The organism is Streptosporangium sp. NPDC050148 (assembly GCF_055586505.1).
Genome location: NZ_JBVJIA010000037.1, coordinates 50,638 through 68,425 on the forward strand (window position 1 = coordinate 50,638; position 17,788 = coordinate 68,425).

The 17,788-nt window shown below is 72.1% G+C and carries 17 protein-coding genes; 6 read left to right on the forward strand and 11 right to left on the reverse strand.

Annotation, left to right across the window (positions count from 1 at the left end; genetic code table 11):
* Positions 1-28: 28 nt before the first annotated feature.
* Complete coding sequence (locus ACZ6RT_RS31330; RefSeq protein ID WP_470157483.1) at positions 29-439, reverse strand: DUF6463 family protein; 411 nt, start codon at positions 437-439, stop codon at positions 29-31.
* Between the two features lie 171 nt (positions 440-610).
* Between ACZ6RT_RS31330 and ACZ6RT_RS31335 the strand changes: the two genes are divergently transcribed.
* On the forward strand, positions 611-1,231 hold the full coding sequence (locus ACZ6RT_RS31335) for a TetR/AcrR family transcriptional regulator (RefSeq protein WP_399195823.1): 621 nt from the start codon (positions 611-613) through the stop codon (positions 1,229-1,231).
* 10 nt (positions 1,232-1,241) lie between these two features.
* Here ACZ6RT_RS31335 and ACZ6RT_RS31340 read toward each other — a convergent pair whose 3' ends face one another.
* Both ACZ6RT_RS31340 and ACZ6RT_RS31345 read right to left on the reverse strand, forming a co-directional pair.
* Positions 1,242-1,961 (reverse strand): class I SAM-dependent methyltransferase, encoded by a 720-nt coding sequence (locus tag ACZ6RT_RS31340; RefSeq protein WP_470157484.1) that lies wholly within the window; start codon positions 1,959-1,961, stop codon positions 1,242-1,244.
* Positions 1,962-2,099: 138 nt separating this feature from the next.
* Positions 2,100-2,957 carry an alpha/beta fold hydrolase gene (locus ACZ6RT_RS31345; RefSeq protein ID WP_470157485.1) on the reverse strand — a complete coding sequence of 286 codons (858 nt, stop codon included), beginning with the start codon at positions 2,955-2,957 and terminating at the stop codon, positions 2,100-2,102.
* 91 nt (positions 2,958-3,048) lie between these two features.
* On the opposite strand from ACZ6RT_RS31345, the gene ACZ6RT_RS31350 reads away from it, so the two are divergent.
* The 3 genes from ACZ6RT_RS31350 to ACZ6RT_RS31360 all read left to right on the forward strand — a co-directional run bounded on the left by ACZ6RT_RS31350 (position 3,049) and on the right by ACZ6RT_RS31360 (position 4,941).
* Positions 3,049-3,651, forward strand: a complete 603-nt coding sequence (locus tag ACZ6RT_RS31350) for a TetR/AcrR family transcriptional regulator (protein ID WP_399195829.1) — start codon at positions 3,049-3,051, stop codon at positions 3,649-3,651.
* 106 nt (positions 3,652-3,757) lie between these two features.
* Positions 3,758-4,393 carry a TetR/AcrR family transcriptional regulator gene (locus ACZ6RT_RS31355; RefSeq protein WP_470157486.1) on the forward strand — a complete coding sequence of 212 codons (636 nt, stop codon included), beginning with the start codon at positions 3,758-3,760 and terminating at the stop codon, positions 4,391-4,393.
* Between the two features lie 62 nt (positions 4,394-4,455).
* On the forward strand, positions 4,456-4,941 hold the full coding sequence (locus ACZ6RT_RS31360; protein ID WP_470157487.1) for a DUF2867 domain-containing protein: 486 nt from the start codon (positions 4,456-4,458) through the stop codon (positions 4,939-4,941).
* A 277-nt stretch (positions 4,942-5,218) separates the two neighbouring features.
* Here the strand turns inward: ACZ6RT_RS31360 and ACZ6RT_RS31365 are convergent, their stop codons facing one another.
* The 5 genes from ACZ6RT_RS31365 to ACZ6RT_RS31385 all read right to left on the reverse strand — a co-directional run bounded on the left by ACZ6RT_RS31365 (position 5,219) and on the right by ACZ6RT_RS31385 (position 11,794).
* Positions 5,219-5,854 (reverse strand): DedA family protein, encoded by a 636-nt coding sequence (locus tag ACZ6RT_RS31365; protein ID WP_399195836.1) that lies wholly within the window; start codon positions 5,852-5,854, stop codon positions 5,219-5,221.
* A 315-nt stretch (positions 5,855-6,169) separates the two neighbouring features.
* Positions 6,170-6,799 carry a YigZ family protein gene (locus tag ACZ6RT_RS31370; protein WP_399195838.1) on the reverse strand — a complete coding sequence of 210 codons (630 nt, stop codon included), beginning with the start codon at positions 6,797-6,799 and terminating at the stop codon, positions 6,170-6,172.
* A gap of 98 nt (positions 6,800-6,897) precedes the next feature.
* Positions 6,898-9,441 carry a glycoside hydrolase family 10 protein gene (locus tag ACZ6RT_RS31375; RefSeq protein WP_470157488.1) on the reverse strand — a complete coding sequence of 848 codons (2,544 nt, stop codon included), beginning with the start codon at positions 9,439-9,441 and terminating at the stop codon, positions 6,898-6,900.
* 230 nt (positions 9,442-9,671) lie between these two features.
* Positions 9,672-9,818 carry a hypothetical protein gene (locus tag ACZ6RT_RS31380; protein WP_470157489.1) on the reverse strand — a complete coding sequence of 49 codons (147 nt, stop codon included), beginning with the start codon at positions 9,816-9,818 and terminating at the stop codon, positions 9,672-9,674.
* 17 nt (positions 9,819-9,835) lie between these two features.
* Positions 9,836-11,794 carry a sigma-70 family RNA polymerase sigma factor gene (locus ACZ6RT_RS31385; protein WP_470157490.1) on the reverse strand — a complete coding sequence of 653 codons (1,959 nt, stop codon included), beginning with the start codon at positions 11,792-11,794 and terminating at the stop codon, positions 9,836-9,838.
* A gap of 403 nt (positions 11,795-12,197) precedes the next feature.
* Here ACZ6RT_RS31385 and ACZ6RT_RS31390 point away from each other — a divergent pair, with 403 nt between their 5' ends.
* Together ACZ6RT_RS31390 and ACZ6RT_RS31395 are read left to right on the forward strand one after the other, a co-directional pair.
* The gene (locus ACZ6RT_RS31390) at positions 12,198-13,616 is read left to right on the forward strand and encodes a DUF1996 domain-containing protein (RefSeq protein WP_470157491.1); all 1,419 of its coding nucleotides are present in this window, start codon (positions 12,198-12,200) and stop codon (positions 13,614-13,616) included.
* A 271-nt stretch (positions 13,617-13,887) separates the two neighbouring features.
* Entirely contained in the window at positions 13,888-14,523 is a 636-nt protein-coding gene (locus tag ACZ6RT_RS31395; RefSeq protein WP_470157492.1) for a DUF305 domain-containing protein, read from the forward strand.
* A 50-nt stretch (positions 14,524-14,573) separates the two neighbouring features.
* On the opposite strand, the gene ACZ6RT_RS31400 is transcribed toward ACZ6RT_RS31395, so the two are convergent.
* The 3 genes from ACZ6RT_RS31400 to ACZ6RT_RS31410 all read right to left on the reverse strand — a co-directional run bounded on the left by ACZ6RT_RS31400 (position 14,574) and on the right by ACZ6RT_RS31410 (position 17,517).
* The gene (locus ACZ6RT_RS31400) at positions 14,574-15,377 is read right to left on the reverse strand and encodes an ATP-binding cassette domain-containing protein (RefSeq protein ID WP_399195849.1); all 804 of its coding nucleotides are present in this window, start codon (positions 15,375-15,377) and stop codon (positions 14,574-14,576) included.
* On the reverse strand, positions 15,374-16,381 hold the full coding sequence (locus ACZ6RT_RS31405; RefSeq protein WP_470157498.1) for an ABC transporter permease: 1,008 nt from the start codon (positions 16,379-16,381) through the stop codon (positions 15,374-15,376). The genes ACZ6RT_RS31400 and ACZ6RT_RS31405 overlap by 4 nt, the downstream gene beginning before the upstream one ends.
* 146 nt (positions 16,382-16,527) lie before the next feature.
* On the reverse strand, positions 16,528-17,517 hold the full coding sequence (locus ACZ6RT_RS31410) for a sugar ABC transporter substrate-binding protein (RefSeq protein WP_470157493.1): 990 nt from the start codon (positions 17,515-17,517) through the stop codon (positions 16,528-16,530).
* Positions 17,518-17,788: the final 271 nt, after the last annotated feature.

Consider the following 17,788-nt stretch of genomic DNA (forward strand, 5'->3'; position numbering starts at 1 on the left):
TGGGGTGTGGCTTCGGCGCGGCCCGGCGTCACCGTGGGAGCCCGGTCCGAGGCGCGGGGGCGTCATGGCGGGCGGCGCGGCGGGTCCCGGCCAGCAGCAGGACGATCGCGAGCACGCCGAGCGGCCAGGGCGTGAACGGCTGGACCACGGCGTCGACCACGGTCCAGATCCCCAGCGTCCACGCGATGAACGCCGGCGGTGTGATGCCGCGGCGGTCCAGCCACACCACGATCAGGCCGATCACGACGAGGGGCGGGCCGAAGCTGTCCACGCTCAGCCAGTACGCGCTGCCCGCCGGGCTCATCTGCGCCAGGTCCTCGTGCCACAGTCCCCCGCCGAACCACGTCCCGGCGTGGCGCGCGGCCTTCTCCACCGTCAGGGCGCCGAGCGTGTGCGCCGCTCCGCAGAACGCGAGGATCCAACCGGCCCACTTGATCATCTGAGTTCTCCGTTCGTGTCGCGAGGCCGTGCGGTGCGGCTCCATCGGCGATGGGACGGCCGGCACCCAGGTCCGGGCGAGTTACGGAACCGTGGTTTCGGTACCGATGTTCCGTATCATGCAGGCATGGCGGTGAGAAGGCAACAGGGCGGACGCCCCCGGGACGGTCGCGTGGATCACAAGATCCTGCAGACCACCCGGGAGCTGATCGACGAGGCGGGCTACCCGGCCCTGACGGTCGACCGGGTCGCGGCCCGCGCCGGAGTGGGCAAGGCGGCGATCTACCGCCGCTACGCCTCCAAGGCCGAGATGGCGTTCGCCGCCATCGTGCACGGACAGCAGCCGCCACCGCCGGCCGACACCGGCTCCCTGCACGGGGACCTGCTGGCACTGGCCCGCACGTTTCACGCCCGCATGGCCACCCCGGCGGCCAGGCACGTGGCACCGGCCCTGATAGGCGAGCTCGCCGCCGACCCCGAACTGGACACCCGGTTCCAGGACACCTTCCTGGCCGCCGAACACGCCGGTCTCGCCGAGATCGTCGAACGGGCGGTGGCGCGCGGCGAACTGGCCGGCCCCGTCGACCCCACGATCGCCCACCTGCTGCTGCTCGGCTCCCTCGCGGCCGGCCTGTACATCATCAACCTGCCCGTCGACGACGCGATGATCATCGACCTCGTCACCGCGACCGCGACCGGCATCGCCGCCCTGGCCGACCGGCACCACGGTGACCCCCGCGGCGACCCCAGCGGTGCCGCCCGGCCGGGCCCGCCGGCACCGGGTCGAGCGTGACGCCGGTGATTCAGCGCCGGGGCTTGTAGCCCCTGTGCAGGGCGACGATGCCCAGGTCGAGGTTGCGCCACGCCACCCGCTCCCAGCCGGCCCCCTGGATGATCCCGGCCAGGGCCGGCTGGTCGTGCCAGTCCCTGACGGACTCGGCGAGGTACTCGTAGGAATCGTCGTTGGAGCCGAAGATCCTGCCCACCGCGGGCAGCATCCTCATCAGGTACTCGCGGTGGAGCAGGTCGAACGACGCGACCGTCACGTGGGAGGATTCGAGGATCACCAGCCTGCCGCCCGGCTTGGCGACGCGCAGCATCTCACGCAGGGCCTGCCCGGTGTCGTGCACGTTGCGCAGCGCCGCGGAGATCGTGACGGCGTCGAAGGCGTCGTCGGCGAACGGCAGGTTCAGGGCGTCACCCGCGATGAACGGCAGGCCGGGGCCGGTGAGCGCGTTTCGCCCCCTGCGCCTGACGCCCGTGTTCAGCATGCCGATGGAGAAGTCGGAGGCGATCGCGCGTGCGCCCCGCCCGGTGAACGCATCGGTGGAGGTGCCCGTACCCGCTCCGAGGTCGAGCACGATCTCGCCGGGACCCGCGTCGACGGCCTCGGCGACGGCCCTGCGCCACAGCCGCATCCGGCCGAGCGAGATGACGTCGTTCACGAAGTCGTACCGCCGGGCCGTGCGGTCGAACATCGCGGCGACCTCATGCGGTCGCTTGTCCAGCTGTGCGCGGGTCATGAAGTCCCCCAGATCGTGTGCCGTGATCACGGGCGGCCGGGTGCCTCCGTGGTCGAGCCTGTGCGGCCCGGCCTCCCGAAGCCGGGCTCGTCGTCGCGGTCGCCGCCGATCGCGGTGAAGGCGGTCGTCGCCGTTCGCTCAGCGCGCGTGCCGGGACGGTTCCGCCCCGGTCTCGACCAGGAAGCCGGTGAGCACCTCGGCGAGTCGTTCGGGCTGGTCCTCGGGGACGAGCGTGGACGAGTCGGCGATCTCGATCAGCCGGCCCCCTGGGTACAGCTCCGCCAGCCGGGGGCCGTGCTCGCGCGGCATCAACCGGTCTTCGCTCGCCCAGACGACCAGCACGGGGCGGTCGAAGTCGCTCAGTCGCTCACTCCAGGCCAGCAAGGTCCCACGCCCGGGCGCCGAGGTGGCGAACTTGGCGAAGTCCCTGCGAATGGCCCTGCTCCGGGTCGCGGGAGCGAACCAGTCGTCCATGATCTCGTCCGGGATCCCGCGCAGGCTCATCCCGCCGAATCCATCGCGGTTGTTCCGGAACCACGGAAAACGCATGAGCCGCGTCAGGAGCCAGATGCCACCGGGAACCCTGCACATCGCGGCCAGCGGCTTGACGGGTCCCGGGGGAAAGTTGTCGAACGCCTCGCAGGCCACCAGCACGAGGCGCGCGATCCGGTGGGCCCGCCCCTCCGACACCAGGAACTGGCCACCGCCCCAGTCGTTGAGGACGAGGGTCACCTCGTCCACGGCGAGCCGTTCGATGAACTCGCCCAGCAGCAGCGCGACACCGCGCTGCGACAGGTCGGCGTCCGGGTTCATCGGCCGGCGATGACCACCGAGGGGCAGCGTGGGCAGGACGCAGCGGTACCCCTCCAGCAGCGGCACCACCTTGCGCCACTGGGTCTCGTTCATCGGCGGGCCGTGGCCGAACACCAGCACCGGCCCCTGGCCGCCGGTGTCCTGATAGTCGATCGGACCGCACGACAGCTCGATCGTCGGCATCACACCTCCATTTGATAGATCGTTCTAATGTAACCTAGTGAACACCGACGGATCACGCCAAGCCCTCTGGGCGCGGAAAGGGTGAAGCGCAATGGGACGGACGGACACGCGGACCAGGATCCAGGACGCGGCCACGGTGCTGTTCCGCCGCAACGGCTACTCGGGCACCGGCCTGAAGCGGATCGCCACGGAGGCGGACGCGCCCTTCGGCTCCATCTACCACTTCTTCCCCGGCGGCAAGCAGCAGCTGGCCGAGGAGGCGATCCGCACGTCCGGAACCGCGTACGGCCGGATGGTGCTGGAACTGCTGGACAGCGTCCCGGACCCGGTCGAGTCCGTCGAGCACGCCTTCCGGACGGCCGCGGACGACCTCGCAGCGACCGGCTACGCCGACGCGTGCCCGATCGCGGCCGTGGCGCTGGAGGTCGCCGGCACCAACGAGGTCCTCCGGGTCACGACGGCGGAGGTCTTCGCCGGTTGGGTCGATGCCGGTGAGCAGTGGTTCGCCCGCTGGGTGCCCGACCGGAACACGGCGCGGTCACTCGCCTATTCGATGATCATGATTCTGGAGGGGGCGTTCGTGCTCTCCCGGGCCGCCCGCGACCCGGAGCCGCTGCGGGTGGCCGGCCGGTCGATGGCCGAGATGCTGCTCAGGGCCGTCGAGAAGACCGGCGCGCAGACCGGCGAGGGGTGATCCCTGCGAGCGGGACAGGCGACGGGAGCCGTCCGTCACACTTTCATACATGTACGTATGTATGTATATTGACGATGGAACCGGAGACGAGGGCGGGGGAAGCGGTATGAGCGGGACGGTCGCGCGTCGCACGCAGGCCGATAGGCGCGCCAGGACGCGGGGGGCCATCCTGGCGAGCGCCGCGCGGGGATTGTCCACGTACGGCTACGCCGATCTGGTCCTGGAGCAGGTGGCGAGGGACGCGGGATACACCCGGGGGGCGCTCTACCACCTGTTCGCCGGCAAGGAGGAGCTCGCCCTCGCGGTGGTGGAGTGGGTGAGCGAGACGTGGGACGCCGAGGTGCGCCTGCCCGCCCTCTCCGAGGCCGATCCCCTGGCCTCGCTCCTGACGATGGCCAGGGGTCACACTCTCTACTGCCGTCGCGACGTGGCCAGGGTGATGCTCACCCTCAGGGTCGAGTTCGCCGGGCAGGATCACCCGGTCGGGCGTGCGGTCGGTGAGACCATCGGCCGACTGGAGACCGAGTGCGCCGGGCTCATCGCCGCGGGCCGCGACAACGGCTCGATCCCCCCGGGGCCGCCGGCGCGCCTGACGGCGGTCGCCTTCGTCGGGCTGATCGAGGCGGTCGCGATCCAGGTGGCAGGCCAGGCCCCCCACGACATCGAGCTCATGGAGAGAGCGGTGCGCGGGATCCTCGGTGTCGCCCCCGTCGTGTCCCCGTCACCGCCCGCGCACCGCTGACGGCGCGGACCACGTGACCACGCCGCCACCTTGGCCGATCGCCCCGAACGGGAGAACTTGAGATGCCGATCACGAGACGAGCCCGCGCCCATCCCACCGTGGCGTCACCGACGACGTTGCTCACCGCCTCCGGGATCCGGGGCGACTGGACCGACTGCCAACGCCAGCCCGTGTCCGCGCACGCGTGCGCGGATCCCGCCGAATGGGCGCGCGGACTCTTCCACGATCCACCGGCGTGGGTCACCGCCGCGCTGTCGGTACGCGATCGTGCGGTCAGGCTTCTCGGGCTCCGGACGACCTCACAGGAGAGCTTCCCCGTACTGGCCCGCAACGAGAAGGAGGTGCTGGTGGGTGCCGACGACCGGCACCTCGACTTCCGAGCGGCCGTCCGGTGCCACGACGGCGCGGTGGACGTGATCACGTTCGTCCAGGTCCACAACACGCTCGGGTGGCTCTACCTCGGTCCCGTGCGTCTCGTGCACCCGCCGATGGTCCGAGGGCTGCTCCGGCGCGCGGCCGGGCGCCTGGATCCGTCACCGGGCCCCTGAGTCCGGGACGAGCGCCTCGTCCCGCCCGGCCGGAACGGCCCAGCCCGATGCCGTGGCTCGCACCGGTCCTCGTGGCCTCGTGTCCGCGTGGCCTCGTGTCCGCGTGGCCTCGTGTCCGCGTGGCCTCGTGTCCGCGTGGCCTCGTGGCCTCGTGACCGCGTGACCCGGAACGTGATCCCGGCCGGCGGGCCGGTCCCCGGCGCACCGGCCGGGGCTCAAGGCCCAAGGGCCCGGGGGCCGGCCGGGCGTCACGGGCGGCCCCGGCCCCCCTCACCGGTCAGGCGTGGTGCCTGCCCTTGCGGCGGTCGGACACCCTGACCACCACGAAGATCACGATGGCCAGGATCACGATGCCCAGCACCGCCTTCGAGACGATGCCCATGTACTGCTCGACCAGCTCCCACTGCTCACCGAGCAGGTAGCCGGCCATCACGAAGGCCGTGTTCCAGATGAGGCTGCCCGCCGTGGTCAGGAGCGTGAAGATCGTGATCGGCATCCGCTCGACCCCCGCCGGGATCGAGATGAGGCTGCGGAAGATCGGGATCATCCGCCCGAAGAAGACGGTCTTCTTGCCGTGCCGGGCGAACCACGCCTCGGTCCTCTCGATGTCCGCGACGTTGATCAGCGGCAGCTTGGAGGCGATGGCCACCACGCGGTTGCGTCCCAGCAGCGCCCCGACCGCGTACAGCGCCAGCGCGCCGATCACCGACCCCAGGGTCGTCCAGACCACGACGTCGAACAGCCTCATGTCCCCCCGGCTGGCGGTGAATCCGGCCAGCGGCAGGATCACCTCGCTCGGCAGGGGCGGGAACAGGTTCTCGAGCGCGATGGCCAGACCTGCCCCCGGTGCGCCCAGGGTTTCCATGAGGCTGATCGCCCAGCCGGCGATCCCGTCGGGATTCGGTGAACTCATGGGGACAAGGCTACGGAGAGCCGGGGTACGGCGTGGATGAGGAGCGCTCCCGATCCTGCCTGGTGCGCACCACAGCCCACCGGCTGAGGAAAATCGCACCCCCCGCCGCCGGGCCCGCCACGACCGGAAGCCCCCCTGCGTTTCCGCACGTCAAAGCGATTTTCGAAGGGCCGCGCGGGGGGTCGCGCCGGGCCGTGCCACCCCTTCCGGCCGCCGGGAACGGGCCGATCCACCCCCCGGCCCGCACCACCGTCCCCGGCCAAGTGTGACCTATCCCACATTGACGCCGTCCCAGTCGTCCCTTTTCGGCCCTGCTCAGGGAGACGCGAGGTGAACCGCCTCTCCCGGCTCGACCCCGGCCCGGCCGGCCGTCAGGGTGGCGACCCAGCCGGGGAAGGCCGCGAGGTCCCGCTCACGCACCGCGACGCGGAAACCCACCTCGGCCCCGTAGACGACCTCCCTGATCTCGTACGGGGAGGCGTGCAGATCGTTCTCCAGCCGTCCGGCCCGGACGTGGTCCACGGTCACGGTCATCACCCGGGCGGGCACCATCTCGACCAGCGGCGTCACGTCCAGGGTCTTGCCGACCGAGGAGCCGTAGGCGCGGACCAGGCCGCCCGCGCCGAGCTTCACCCCGCCGAAGTAACGGGTCACCACCGCCACCGCGTCGGCCACGCCCCGGCGCAGCAGGGTCTCCAGCATCGGGGTCCCCGCGGTGCCGCCGGGCTCGCCGTCGTCGTCTGCCCGCTGGACACCCCGGTCACCGCCGATCACGTACGCCGAGCAGTTGTGGGTGGCGTCGCCGTACAGCCGCCTGCGACCGGCGACGAACTCCCTGGCCGCCTCCTCGGACCGGGCCGGGCCGACCGCGCACAGGAAACGGGACCGCTTGATCTCGATCTCGTGTTCCACGGTCTCCCGGGGCGTCAGGTACGGTTCGGGCATCCGGCAAGGCTATCGGCGAACCCGGCCGGGGCGCGGGAGCGGGCGTCCCGGTCGCGGGACCGGCGACCGTGCCGCCGGCCGGATTCACCGCCCGGCCCTCAGGCGGGCCGGCACGAGACGGTGGGCCAGGTCCGGTTGCCGTTGTGCTGGATCGTCACCCCCCAGTCGTTGCCGGCGCCGTTGGGCCGAGCGGTCATCACGTTGCCGGAGGAGTCCCAGGTCGGACTGACGTTCCAGGTAGCGATGATCTTCGCCGGAGACCGCATCGTCATGGTCACCACCCAGTCGTCGGCGCCGGTGACGGCGACGCTCAGGTTGTAGCGGTCCGACCAGGTCTGGCCGGCGGACAGCTGCGCGGTGCAGCCGCCACCCGGTGTGGGCGTGGGCGTCGGGGTCGGGCCGGGACCGGGGCCGGGTCCGGCGGCGTTGAGCTCGTTGAGCACCGCCGTGTAGGCGGCCTTCTTGTTGCCGCTGCGATCGAACAGGAGCGGGTTGTCATCGGGGCGCCAGGAGTCGCTGTCGCGTACCCCCCACACGGTGATGCCCACGCAGCGGGTCACCCGCAGGCAGGCGCGGGTGGCGGCGGCGTAGTCGGAGGCCGAGGCGCCGGCGATGTCCAGCTCGGTGATCGCCACGTCCACGCCCAGGTCGGCGAAGTTCTGCAACGTGGTCTGGAAGTTGGACGGCAGCGGGTTGCCGCTGTTGAAGTGGGCCTGGAAGCCGACACAGTCGATCGGCACGCCCCGGGCCTTGAAGTCCTGCACCATGCGGAAGACGCCCTGGGTCTTGGCCGCCGACCAGTTCTCGATGTTGTAGTCGTTGTAGCACAGCTTCACGCCGGGGTCGGCGGCCCGGGCGGTGCGGAAGGCCACCTCGATCCAGTCGTTGCCGGTGCCCTGCAGGTTGGAGGAGCGCCTGCCACCACTGCCGTCGTCGGCGAAGGCCTCGTTGACGACGTCCCAGTGCACGAGCTTGCCGCGGTAGTGGGCCATCACCCCGTTGATGTGGCTGATCATCGCCTGGCGCAGGGCCGAGCCCGACATCTGTTCCATCCACGCGGGCTGCTGGGAGTGCCAGGCCAGCGTGTGGCCGCGCACCTCCTTGCCGTTGCCGGTGGCCCAGTTGTAGACCTGGTCACCGGCGCCGAAGCTGAACTGCCCCCGGTTCGGCTCGGTGGCGTTGATCTTCATCTCGTTCTCGGCGGTGACCGAGTCGAACTCCCGGTCGGCGATCGTCGTGTACTGGGAGTCGCCGAGCTTTCCGGAGTTGATCGCGACACCGAAGTACCGGCCGCTACGCGCGGCCGCCGCGCCCAGCGTGGTGGCCGACGGGGCCGGCGACGGGCTGGCCGACGGCGAAGGACTTCCCGTGGGGGTCGGGGAGGGAGTGGCGTCGGTCAGGACGGGGGTGGTCCAGTCGCGCCACTCGGCCAGGTTGCCCTGGGCACGGGACGAGATGCGCATCACTCCCGGGGTGTTCCCGGTCTTCAGCAGGAACTTCTGGATGTTCTGCTGCAGCGGTGTGCGCCATTCGGACCGGTTCGCGCAGTGTGAACCGTCCTGGACGTCGGACCAGTAGGTGATGTTGGAACCGGCGCCCAGGGCCTTGTAGACCTCGGCGCCGCCCAGGGCCGCCACGCTCGCCGAGCGCGGGCCCAGGTTGGCGATGTGCGGGTTGTCCATGATGAACAGGCCGCGGGGGGCGATCATCGCGACCATCTGGTGGGTGTCGACCGGCAGGCGGGTGGGACTGCCGGTGAAGGAGCCGAACGCGTCGCCGAACCAGGGCTGTTCACCGTACGCGCTGGACAGGCTCTGGGCGTTCTCACCGGGGACGCCGCGGAAGATCGGCACTCCTGCGGTGCCGGACTCGATCGGCATCGTCAGGGCGATGCGCTGGTCGAGGACACCGGCCACGAACGCGCCCTTGCCGAAACGGGAGCAGCCCGTCACGCCGGTCGCGTCCGCTTTCAGGACGTTGCCGCCCGACTGCTCGATCACATCGATGATGCGGCTGACGCCCCAGCCCCAGGCGGCCAGCAGCCCGGTCGCCGAGGAGGAGCCGTAGACGCTGTAGAAGGCGCCCTGCTTGTTGTTGCGTGGCGTGCCCTCCCGGCCCACGACGTAGGGGTCGTAGCTGATGACCGCGGCGCCGGCGGCCCGGATGGCGGCGGTGTCGGCACCGAGGCCGCCGTACACGATCACGGCGGGGAAGGGGCCCGATCCGCCCCCGGTCGGCAACTGCACACCCGCCGAGAAGCTGGAGGAGCGACCGTTGTGGGAGACGTTGACCGTGATGTTGCTGCTGGAGACGGTGCCCGTGACACTCGCCGGCTTGCCGGGCTTCTCACCGTAGACGAACTTCTCGGCCAGGCGCTTGATCTCCTCACGGCGGCAGCGCCACTCACCCGTGGTGGTCATGCGCGTGCCGTCCAGCTTGCGGAAGGGATCGGGCAGGCGGGAGTTCGTGGGCAGGCTGCCCGCGTCGGGCAGGGTCGGCACGGCACAGTCGGCGCCCTCGTTCTCGACCGCCGCCGAGGCTTCCGTGACGGTGAGCGCCAGCACACCTGTGATCGACAGAAGCACCGCCGCCATCAGCGCGACGGCCCGTGTACGGATCCTCGACCTGGCTGAATCGATCATGGCCGGGATTCTCCTTCCGGTGGATAGAAGGGGGCGGCACATGCCCGCCCGTATGGCGCTCAGTGTGAAAAAATCACCGAAACATGTCAATAGAGAGCAAAAATATTTCGAAACTCCACAAATCAATATCTCTCTGAGCTGGAGACACGCTTTCGAAAGTTCTGAAAGTACGGGAAAGTAAGGCTTCTCCCGGGACGGGTGATCGCCTTACCTGCCGCGAGGAAAGCGGGTCAGAGGGTGGGCACCACGATGGGGGTGCCGGTCACCGGGTCGGGCACGACGATGCTCGGCAGGTCGAAGACCTCCCGGACGAGCGCCGCGTCGACGACGGCACCGGGCGCGCCCTCGGCGACGACGCGGCCGTCCTTCATCGCCACCAGGTGGCGGGATATGGTCAGCGGGCCGCCTGGAAGGCTCGGCCCGCCCGGGTCACGGTCCCGTCGGCGCGGAACAGCCCGCTGCCGGGTTCGGTCTCCGAGGAGGGCAGCCCGAACCAGGCGTAGCGCCGCACGTACGGCAGGGTCGCCAGCATCCTGGTGGAGGCGGTGAGGAACGCGGCCTGCTGGGCGTCGGTGGCGTAGCGGGTCCCGTTCGAGAAGTCGATCAGGGCGTACTCGGTGAGCCAGATCGGCTTGCGGTAGCGCTCGTGCACGGCCTGGACGTACGACCTGAGCTGCCCGACCGCGGCCTCGGTGCGGAAGTCGGCGCCGTACCAGTGCAGCGCGATGAAGTCGACCCGGTAGCCCCGCTCCTCGGCACCGGACATGAAGCGGTCCAGCCACCCGCCGGGGGTGTCGGCGCCGAACGCGACCGACGGGCTGCCGAGCACCCGCCCCGCGGACATCAGCCGGGGCCAGAGCGACAGCGCCTGCTCCACGGTCATGTTCGCCTGCGTGGGCAGGTCGGGCTCGTTGAAGGCCAGCAGGTACGGGCCCGCCTTCCTGGCGCGGGCCAGCTCGGCGGGGGTGACGCTGCCGGCCCCCCAGATCATCGGGACGAACCCGCTCCTGCCCGGACCGGTGACACCCTCGGGCCGGGTGGACCAGTTGTAGTACCAGCCGGCACCGGAGGCGGCGAGCGCCGTGCCGAGGCCGGGCATCTTCCACACGCCGACGCCCTTCCTGGCGGAGGTCACCACGGCGGGCGGCGGGGAAGGCCGGGGGGTCCTGCTCCGCCCGGGGGACGGGGTCGGCCGAGGTGTGGCGCGCGCCGACGGCGTCCGTGCCGGCGGTGCCGGGGACACCGGGGACGCCGGGGACACCGGGGACGCCGGGGACGCCGACGCGGCCGCCGCGGTCGAGATGGCGGTACGGGCCGGTTCCGCCTGCGGCGGTCCGGGGCGCGGGGGCGCGGGGTCGGGGGCGACCAGGCGGCCGACCACCAGCAGCGCCCCGACGACGACGGCCGCCACCCCGCCGAGGACGGCCACCGGGCCCGAGGGGAGCTGCGACGCCAGGCCGCGCCCGCCGGACTCCGCGGCGTGGGAGCCGTGCGAGGCGTCCCAGAAGGTGGAGTGCGCCGCGGCCTCGGCCGCGGGCGGGACGGCCTGCAGGTGGTGCAGGGCGAAGCCGGCCGGCAGCGGCAGCAGCGGCAGCCCGGCGAGCAGGCGGTCGATGGGCAGCAGGCCCGCGGTCCGCCCCTGGCACAGGTCGCAGTCGCGGATGTGCCGGGCGAAGCGCTTGCGCCACAGCGGGCTGGGCGTGCCGTTCCAGTTCGCCGCCAGGTCGCGCAGCCCGGTGCAGCCGGACTCGGCGCGCGCCGCCCCGAGGGCCCGCACGATGGTCCGGGCGGTCTGCACCTGCTCCTTCATCCGCTGGACGCGCACGGCCGCGTGCCGCCCGGACAGGCCGAGGGCCCCGGCCAGCTCGGCGCGGCCGAGCTCGCCGGTCTCCTCCAGCCACCACAGCGCGAGCAGCGTCTGGTCGTCGCCGTCCAGCCAGCGGGTGGCCTCGGCCACCTCGCGGCGCTGGTCGGTCAGGCCGAGCCGCAGGATGGTCACGGCGGCGAAGTCCGAGGCCGGGTCGGGCAGCTCCTCGGCGGACTCCAGGTCGGCCCGGCGGTGCTGCGCGCTCCTGCGGTCCTGCTCGTGGTCGCGTACCTGGCGGACCGCGATGGCCACCAGCCAGGACCGGTACGCCCCCGCGTCCCGCAGGCCGGGCAGGGAGCGCACCACCCGCAGCAGCGTCTCCTGGACCACGTCGTCGACGTCGCCGTGACCGTTCAGCGCGCGCCCGACGATGTTGTACACGAGCGGGAGCGAGCCGGCGACCAGGGCGTCCAGGGCCCGCTGGTCCCCGGCGCGCGCCGCGGCCACCATCGCCGTGTCGGGTCCGTCCCTGCCGGTCTCCGGCATCCACACCCCTCGCTTCCGTCCGCGTCCGTGTCCGCCGCGCGCCGTGGCGCACGACGGACACGGACGATTCTCTCCATAACTCTCATAACGGGAGACCACGAGCCCCCTTCATGGAGACCGGAGGGCGGCCGGGCCGACAACGAAAATCCGGGCCGTCTTTTTTGGTACGTCGCCGTTTTCCGTTATCGCCGGCCGGGCCCGCGGTCTCCGGTACAGGAGCGGAACGCGCCCGGCCTCACCGCCGGACGCCACGACAGGAAGGCTCGCGGCGATGACACCCCCCACCCGGCGCGACCGGCCGCTCCCGCACGGGGCGGCCCGTGCCGGACCTCGGAACGACGGACGGCCCGGCACGGGACGCCACCTCCATCACCACCCGATCCCCCTAAGGACCTCCATCCACATGAGTGAGACCGCTCCGCGCATCACGGCACCGCACCGGCGACCGCGCCGCCTCGCGCTCACCGGTGCCCTCGCGACCCTTCTGGGCGCCTGCCTGGTGAACGGCGTCCTGCCGGCCGAGGCGGCCGAGACACCGCTGTCACGGTCGGGCAAGGCCACCGCCTCCTCGTCCGAGAGGGGCGACCTGTCCCCCTCGGCCGCGATCGACGGCAGGGACGACACCCGCTGGTCGAGCGCCTTCGGCGACCCCCAGTGGTTCCAGGTCGACCTGGGCGCCTCCGCGTCGATCACGAAGATCGTGCTGGACTGGGAACGCGCCCACGCCACCGCCTTCACGATCCAGACCTCCTCCGGCGGCGGCCAGTGGAAGACGATCCACACCACGACCGCGGGCAAGGGCGGGACGCAGACGCTGAACGTCTCGGCCACCGGCCGCTACGTCCGGCTGAACGCCACCGCGCGCTCCTCGGAGTACGGGGTGTCGCTGTGGGAGTTCGAGGTCCACGGCACCGGCGGGGGCACCGCGACCCCCCGGCCCAGCGCCTCCCCGACCCGCACCTCCCCCGGTACCACCCCGAGCGCCACCCCGACCAGGCCCGTCCCCTCGCAGACGCCCTCCGGCCCCGGGGGCGACCTGCCCAAGGGCCCGGTGCCGCCGGGCGCGGTGCGGGTGGCGGAGTTCGTGGCCGAGTGCCCGTACACCCACCGGCTGCCCGACGACCCGATCGTGGTGCCGGGCCTGCCCGGCGGGTCGCACATGCACAGCTTCTTCGGCAACACCACCACCGACGCCGACTCCGACATCACGAGCCTGCTCAAGGGCGGCACCACCTGCAGCCCGAGGACCGACCTGTCGTCGTACTGGGTGCCGACCCTCTACAGCGGCGACAAGCCGGTCGAGCCGACCGGCACCACGTTCTACTACCTGGGCGAGGGCGTACGGGACGAGCTGATGGCCAAGACCCGGCCGCTGCCGCTGGGACTGCGGATCGTGGCCGGCAACGCCAAGGCCACCAAGCCCGACGCCTCCAGCAACGCGCGCTGGTCGTGCCTGCACGCCGGGCACGTGGGCTCCTCGAAGGACTTCGTCGAGTGCCCCTCGGGCACGATGCTGGAGTCCTACCTGGACTTCCCGCACTGCTGGAACGGCAAGGACCTGGACTCGGCCGACCACAAGAGCCACATGTCCTACCCGGTGAACGGCGCCTGCCCGGCCTCGCACCCGGTGATCGTGCCCAAGCTGCGCCAGGTGCTGCGCTACCCGGTCAGCGGCGACCCCGCGAAGTTCCGGCTCGCGTCCGGTCCGGGCTTCACCATGCACGGTGACTTCTTCAACGCCTGGCCCGAGGCCGAGATGGAGCGCCGGGTGCGCGACTGCATCCGCCCGATCGTCAAGTGCGGCGCCGACGGCACCCCCTGACACCGGACGACCGGCCGGTGGTGACCGGCCCGCGGTGACCGCCTCCCGGTCACCGGCTCACGGCGATCGCCCCACGGTGACCGGCCCATGGCGGCCGGTCACCGTCGGCCTTCCGGTGGCGGTCGTTTGACATGACCGGTTGACGGCGGGGCATGCGGCACCGTACGTCTGTCTCACCCCCACCCTCATCCGAACGGCGGGCGGGGCCCGGTCCCGGGCTCCGCCCCACCCCGGGTCCCCCCTCCGGCACGGCCCGGGTGAAGGGAGCGACATGAGAGCGTCCGTCGTCGGTGTTCCGGTACTCGCGGTGCTCACCGTCCTGCTGATCTCGCGCTGCGTGGCGGCCGGGCCCGAGTCCCATCCGGCCGCGGGTCACCACCGGGCCGGACCGGCCGCGGCCGTGAGCTCCCCCCTCCCCTCCACGGCGCCCTCGGGCACGCCCTCCGGCGGGGCCGCCACCCCGGCCGGGTCCTTCAACGCCACCGACCTGGCCTGGCTGCAGCTGATGATCCCGATGACCGAGCAGTCGGTACGCCTGCTGGAGCTGGCCCCCGGCAAGACCTCGAACCCCGCGATCACGCGGTTCGCCGCCGAGACCGTGCCCGCCCGCCGGGCGACGCTCAAGGGGCTGCGCGACCTGCTGCGGCGGGCCGGGGTGCCGCAGAGCCGCGAGCACGAGGGACACGACATGCCGGGCATGACGACCCCGGCCGACTTCGCCGCCCTGGACCGCGCGGACGGCCCGGCCTTCGACCGGCTCTTCACCGGGAACGCGCGGGAGTACCTGACCCAGTCCGTGCTGGTGGCCAAGGGCGAGGGACGGTCCGGGGCCGACCCGGCCACCAAGGCGTTCGCCGCGGCCACCGCCAAGGCCCACACCGACCAGCTCGCCCGGCTGGACCCCTGAGCCGACCCGGTGAGCGGTGCCGTGGACCCACCGGCGTCCGCGCGCTGGATTCAGCCCGGCGGGTCCTCGGCCCGGCTCAGCTCGTGGGCGAGCCGCTCCAGCTCGGCGCCGCCCGCCATCAGGGAGGTCAGCTCCTCGCGGGTGATCTCGTCCTTGGCGTACTCCCCCAGGCTCACGCCCCGGTTGAGCACCAGGAAGCGGTCCCCGATCGGGTAGGCGTGGTGCGGGTTGTGGGTGATGAAGACCACGCCCACGCCCCGGTCGCGGGCCTGGGCGATGTAGCGCAGCACGACCCCGGCCTGCTTGACCCCCAGGGCCGAGGTCGGCTCGTCCAGGATGAGCACGCGGGCCCCGAAGTGGACCGCGCGGGCGATGGCCACGGACTGGCGCTCACCGCCGGACAGGGTCCCCACCGGCTGGTCGACGTCGCGGATGTCGATGCCCATCGAGCGCAGCTCCTCGCGGACCGTCCGCCGGGCCAGGGCCACGTCGAAGCGGCGCAGCGGCCCCCGGCCCAGCACGGGCTCCGACCCGAGGAAGAAGTTCCGCCAGACCGACATCAGCGGGATCATCGCCAGATCCTGGTAGACGGTGGCGATGCCCCGCTCCAGCGCGTCACGGGGGCTGCCGAAGCCCGCGGGGGCGCCGTCCACCAGGTACGCGCCGGTGTCGGGGGCGTGCACGCCCGAAAGGATCTTGATCAGCGTGGACTTGCCCGCGCCGTTGTCACCGAGGACGCAACCGACCTGTCCCGCGCGCACCCGCAGGGAGACGTCGCGCAGCGCGATCACCCCGCCGAACGTCTTGCCCACGCCGCGCACCTCCAGCAGCGGGGTGTCGTCCGTCCCGGTCAATGCCTCACCTCCTCGGCATAGCGGCGTACGAACCGGTTGGCGAGCGTGGCCAGCAGCAGCATGGCCCCGAGGAAGAAGGTGAACCAGTCGGCGTCCCACCCGGCGAAGACGATGCCCTTGTCCGCCATACCGAAGATCACCGCACCCACGGCGGCGCCGATCGCGGAGCCGTGGCCACCGGTCAGCAGGCAGCCGCCGATGACCGCCGCGATGATGTAGACGAACTCCTGGCCCACTCCGGAACCGGCCTGCACCGAGGTGAAGCGGAGCGCCATGATCGAGCCGACCAGCCAGGCCGCCCCGGCGGTGGTCATGAACAGGGCGATCTTGGTCCGTTCCGCGGGGACCCCGACCGCGCGGGCGGCCCGCTCGTCGCCGCCCACCGCGAAGATCCAGTTTCCGGCCCTGGTCCTGGCCAGCACCCAGGTGGCCACGGCGGTGACGGCCAGCCACCACAGGACGGCCACCCGGAACTCGGCCCCGGCCACCGTGATCGTCCCGCCCAGCACGGCCCTGGCCTCCTCGTACCCCTCGACCCTGCGCAGCCCGCCGACCTGCACGGTTCCGGTGAGCGCCTTGGTGGCGCCCAGGTTGACGCCCTGGAGCATCAGGAAGGTGGCCAGGGTGACGATGAAGCTCGGCAGCCCGGTGCGGACGACCACCAGGCCGTTGAGGAGGCCGACGAGCAGCGCCACGGCCAGGGCCACGCCCATCGCCGCCCACAGCGGCAGGCCGTAGCGGGTGGAGAGGATGACCGTGACCAGGCCGACGGTGCCGGTCAGCACGCCCGCCGACAGGTCGAACTCGCCCCCGATCATCAGCAGCGCGATGGCGACCGCCATGATCCCCAGGGTGGAGGCCGGGTCCAGCCAGTTGGCCACGCCCTCGATCGAGCGGAAGACCGGCGACTGGGCGGCGAAGAACGCGAAGACCACCAGGGCGCCCACCACCGCGCCGAGCTCCGGCCTGATCAGCAACCGGCGGGCCGGCCCACTCCGGGCCAGCCGCTCGTCGGCCGCGCCGGCCTTGCCGGTGACGCCGTTGGCGCCGGTCCCGTGGGCCGTGCCGGTCCGGCCGGCCGTGTCGGCGGTGTCGGCGGTGTCGGCGGTGCCGTCCGTGTCGGCGGTGTCACCGATGCCGGAGGGCACCGTCACCGGGTGCCCTTCTCGGCCAGCTGCGCCACCTTCTCGGCGTTCTCCTTGGTGACGAAACCGGGACCGGTGTTGACCGGCAGGCCGCCCCCGACGGTGTTGAGGTTGTCCCGGTGGAGGGTCAGGAACGTGATCGGCAGCCAGCCCTGCAGGTACTGCTGCTGGTCGACCGCGAACGCGATCTCGCCGTCCTTGATCGCGGCCACCACGTCGGCCGAGAGGTCGAAGGTTCCCAGCACGGCCTTGGACCCCCCGTCGGCGATGGCGTCGCGGGCGGCGACGGCCACGGCCGGGTTCAGGGTCAGCACACCGTCGAGCGAGGGGTCCGACTGGAGTCTCGCCTTGATCTTGGAGGTGGCGTCGGCGAGGTTGCCCACGTCCACCTGGAGCCGCTCGACCGTGCCGCCCAGCCCCTGCGTCGCGCCGTTGCAGCGCTGGTCCAGGCCGACGTTCCCGGCCTCGTGGATCACGCAGAGCAGCTTGGCGACCCCCTGTGCCTTGAGCCTCTCCCCCGCTCCCCGGCCGGCGACGTCCTCGGACTGGCCGACGTGCGTGATCGCGCCGAACTCCCGGGAGACGTCCCCGCCGGAGTTGATGGTGATCACCGGGATGCCCGCGGTCACGGCCTTGCCGATCGACTCCTTGAGGGCGTCGGGGTTGGCCATGGAGACCACGAGCCCGTTCACCTTCTGGCTGACGGCCTGGTCGATGAGCTGGGACTGGCGCCCGGGGTCGCCGTCGCCCTGGTAGGTCACGGTGACGCCGTAGCGCCTGCCCGCCGCCTCGGCGCCGTTCTTGACCACGTCCCAGAAGGCGTCGCCCGTGCCCGCGTGGGTGACCACGGCGAAGGTGCCGTCACCGGCCGCGGGGGCGGGAGCACCGGCAGGCTGCTCCACCGAGGGCTCCCCGCCGGCCTGCCCGGCCGAGCAGCCGGTCAGGACGGAGAGGCCCAGAACCGCCGCCAGGATCGGGACTGTCGTCCACTTCATTCGGTACCTCCGCGCGTCGCCTCGCCGGATCTCCCCGTCCCTGGTTTGTAACCAATGCATTACCTACGTGTCAATGATTTGTCGTGACATCACGACGTGACGCGAGGGGAGGAATGTGCCGTGTCCACCGGGGCCGGGGCGCGTTCGCGAGCGTCCGGCGGGGGGGGGGGGGGGGGGCACCCGGGGGGGGGGGGGGGACACCCTCCCCCCGCGTGCGAGGAAAAGGAGGTGGGTGGCGGGGGGGGGGGGGGGGATACCCTCCCCCCACTGA

Coding starts and splice junctions, on each gene's coding strand:
- ACZ6RT_RS31345 (WP_470157485.1), bottom strand. CDS start 2,957: ATGCCGACGATCGAGCTGTCGTGCGGTCCGATCGACTATCAGGACACC.
- ACZ6RT_RS31360 (WP_470157487.1), top strand. CDS start 4,456: ATGCCGATCACGAGACGAGCCCGCGCCCATCCCACCGTGGCGTCACCG.
- ACZ6RT_RS31355 (WP_470157486.1), top strand. CDS start 3,758: ATGAGCGGGACGGTCGCGCGTCGCACGCAGGCCGATAGGCGCGCCAGG.
- ACZ6RT_RS31350 (WP_399195829.1), top strand. CDS start 3,049: ATGGGACGGACGGACACGCGGACCAGGATCCAGGACGCGGCCACGGTG.
- ACZ6RT_RS31330 (WP_470157483.1), bottom strand. CDS start 439: ATGATCAAGTGGGCCGGTTGGATCCTCGCGTTCTGCGGAGCGGCGCAC.
- ACZ6RT_RS31375 (WP_470157488.1), bottom strand. CDS start 9,441: ATGATCGATTCAGCCAGGTCGAGGATCCGTACACGGGCCGTCGCGCTG.
- ACZ6RT_RS31385 (WP_470157490.1), bottom strand. CDS start 11,794: ATGCCGGAGACCGGCAGGGACGGACCCGACACGGCGATGGTGGCCGCG.
- ACZ6RT_RS31340 (WP_470157484.1), bottom strand. CDS start 1,961: ATGACCCGCGCACAGCTGGACAAGCGACCGCATGAGGTCGCCGCGATG.
- ACZ6RT_RS31410 (WP_470157493.1), bottom strand. CDS start 17,517: ATGAAGTGGACGACAGTCCCGATCCTGGCGGCGGTTCTGGGCCTCTCC.
- ACZ6RT_RS31395 (WP_470157492.1), top strand. CDS start 13,888: ATGAGAGCGTCCGTCGTCGGTGTTCCGGTACTCGCGGTGCTCACCGTC.
- ACZ6RT_RS31365 (WP_399195836.1), bottom strand. CDS start 5,854: ATGAGTTCACCGAATCCCGACGGGATCGCCGGCTGGGCGATCAGCCTC.
- ACZ6RT_RS31370 (WP_399195838.1), bottom strand. CDS start 6,799: ATGCCCGAACCGTACCTGACGCCCCGGGAGACCGTGGAACACGAGATC.
- ACZ6RT_RS31390 (WP_470157491.1), top strand. CDS start 12,198: ATGAGTGAGACCGCTCCGCGCATCACGGCACCGCACCGGCGACCGCGC.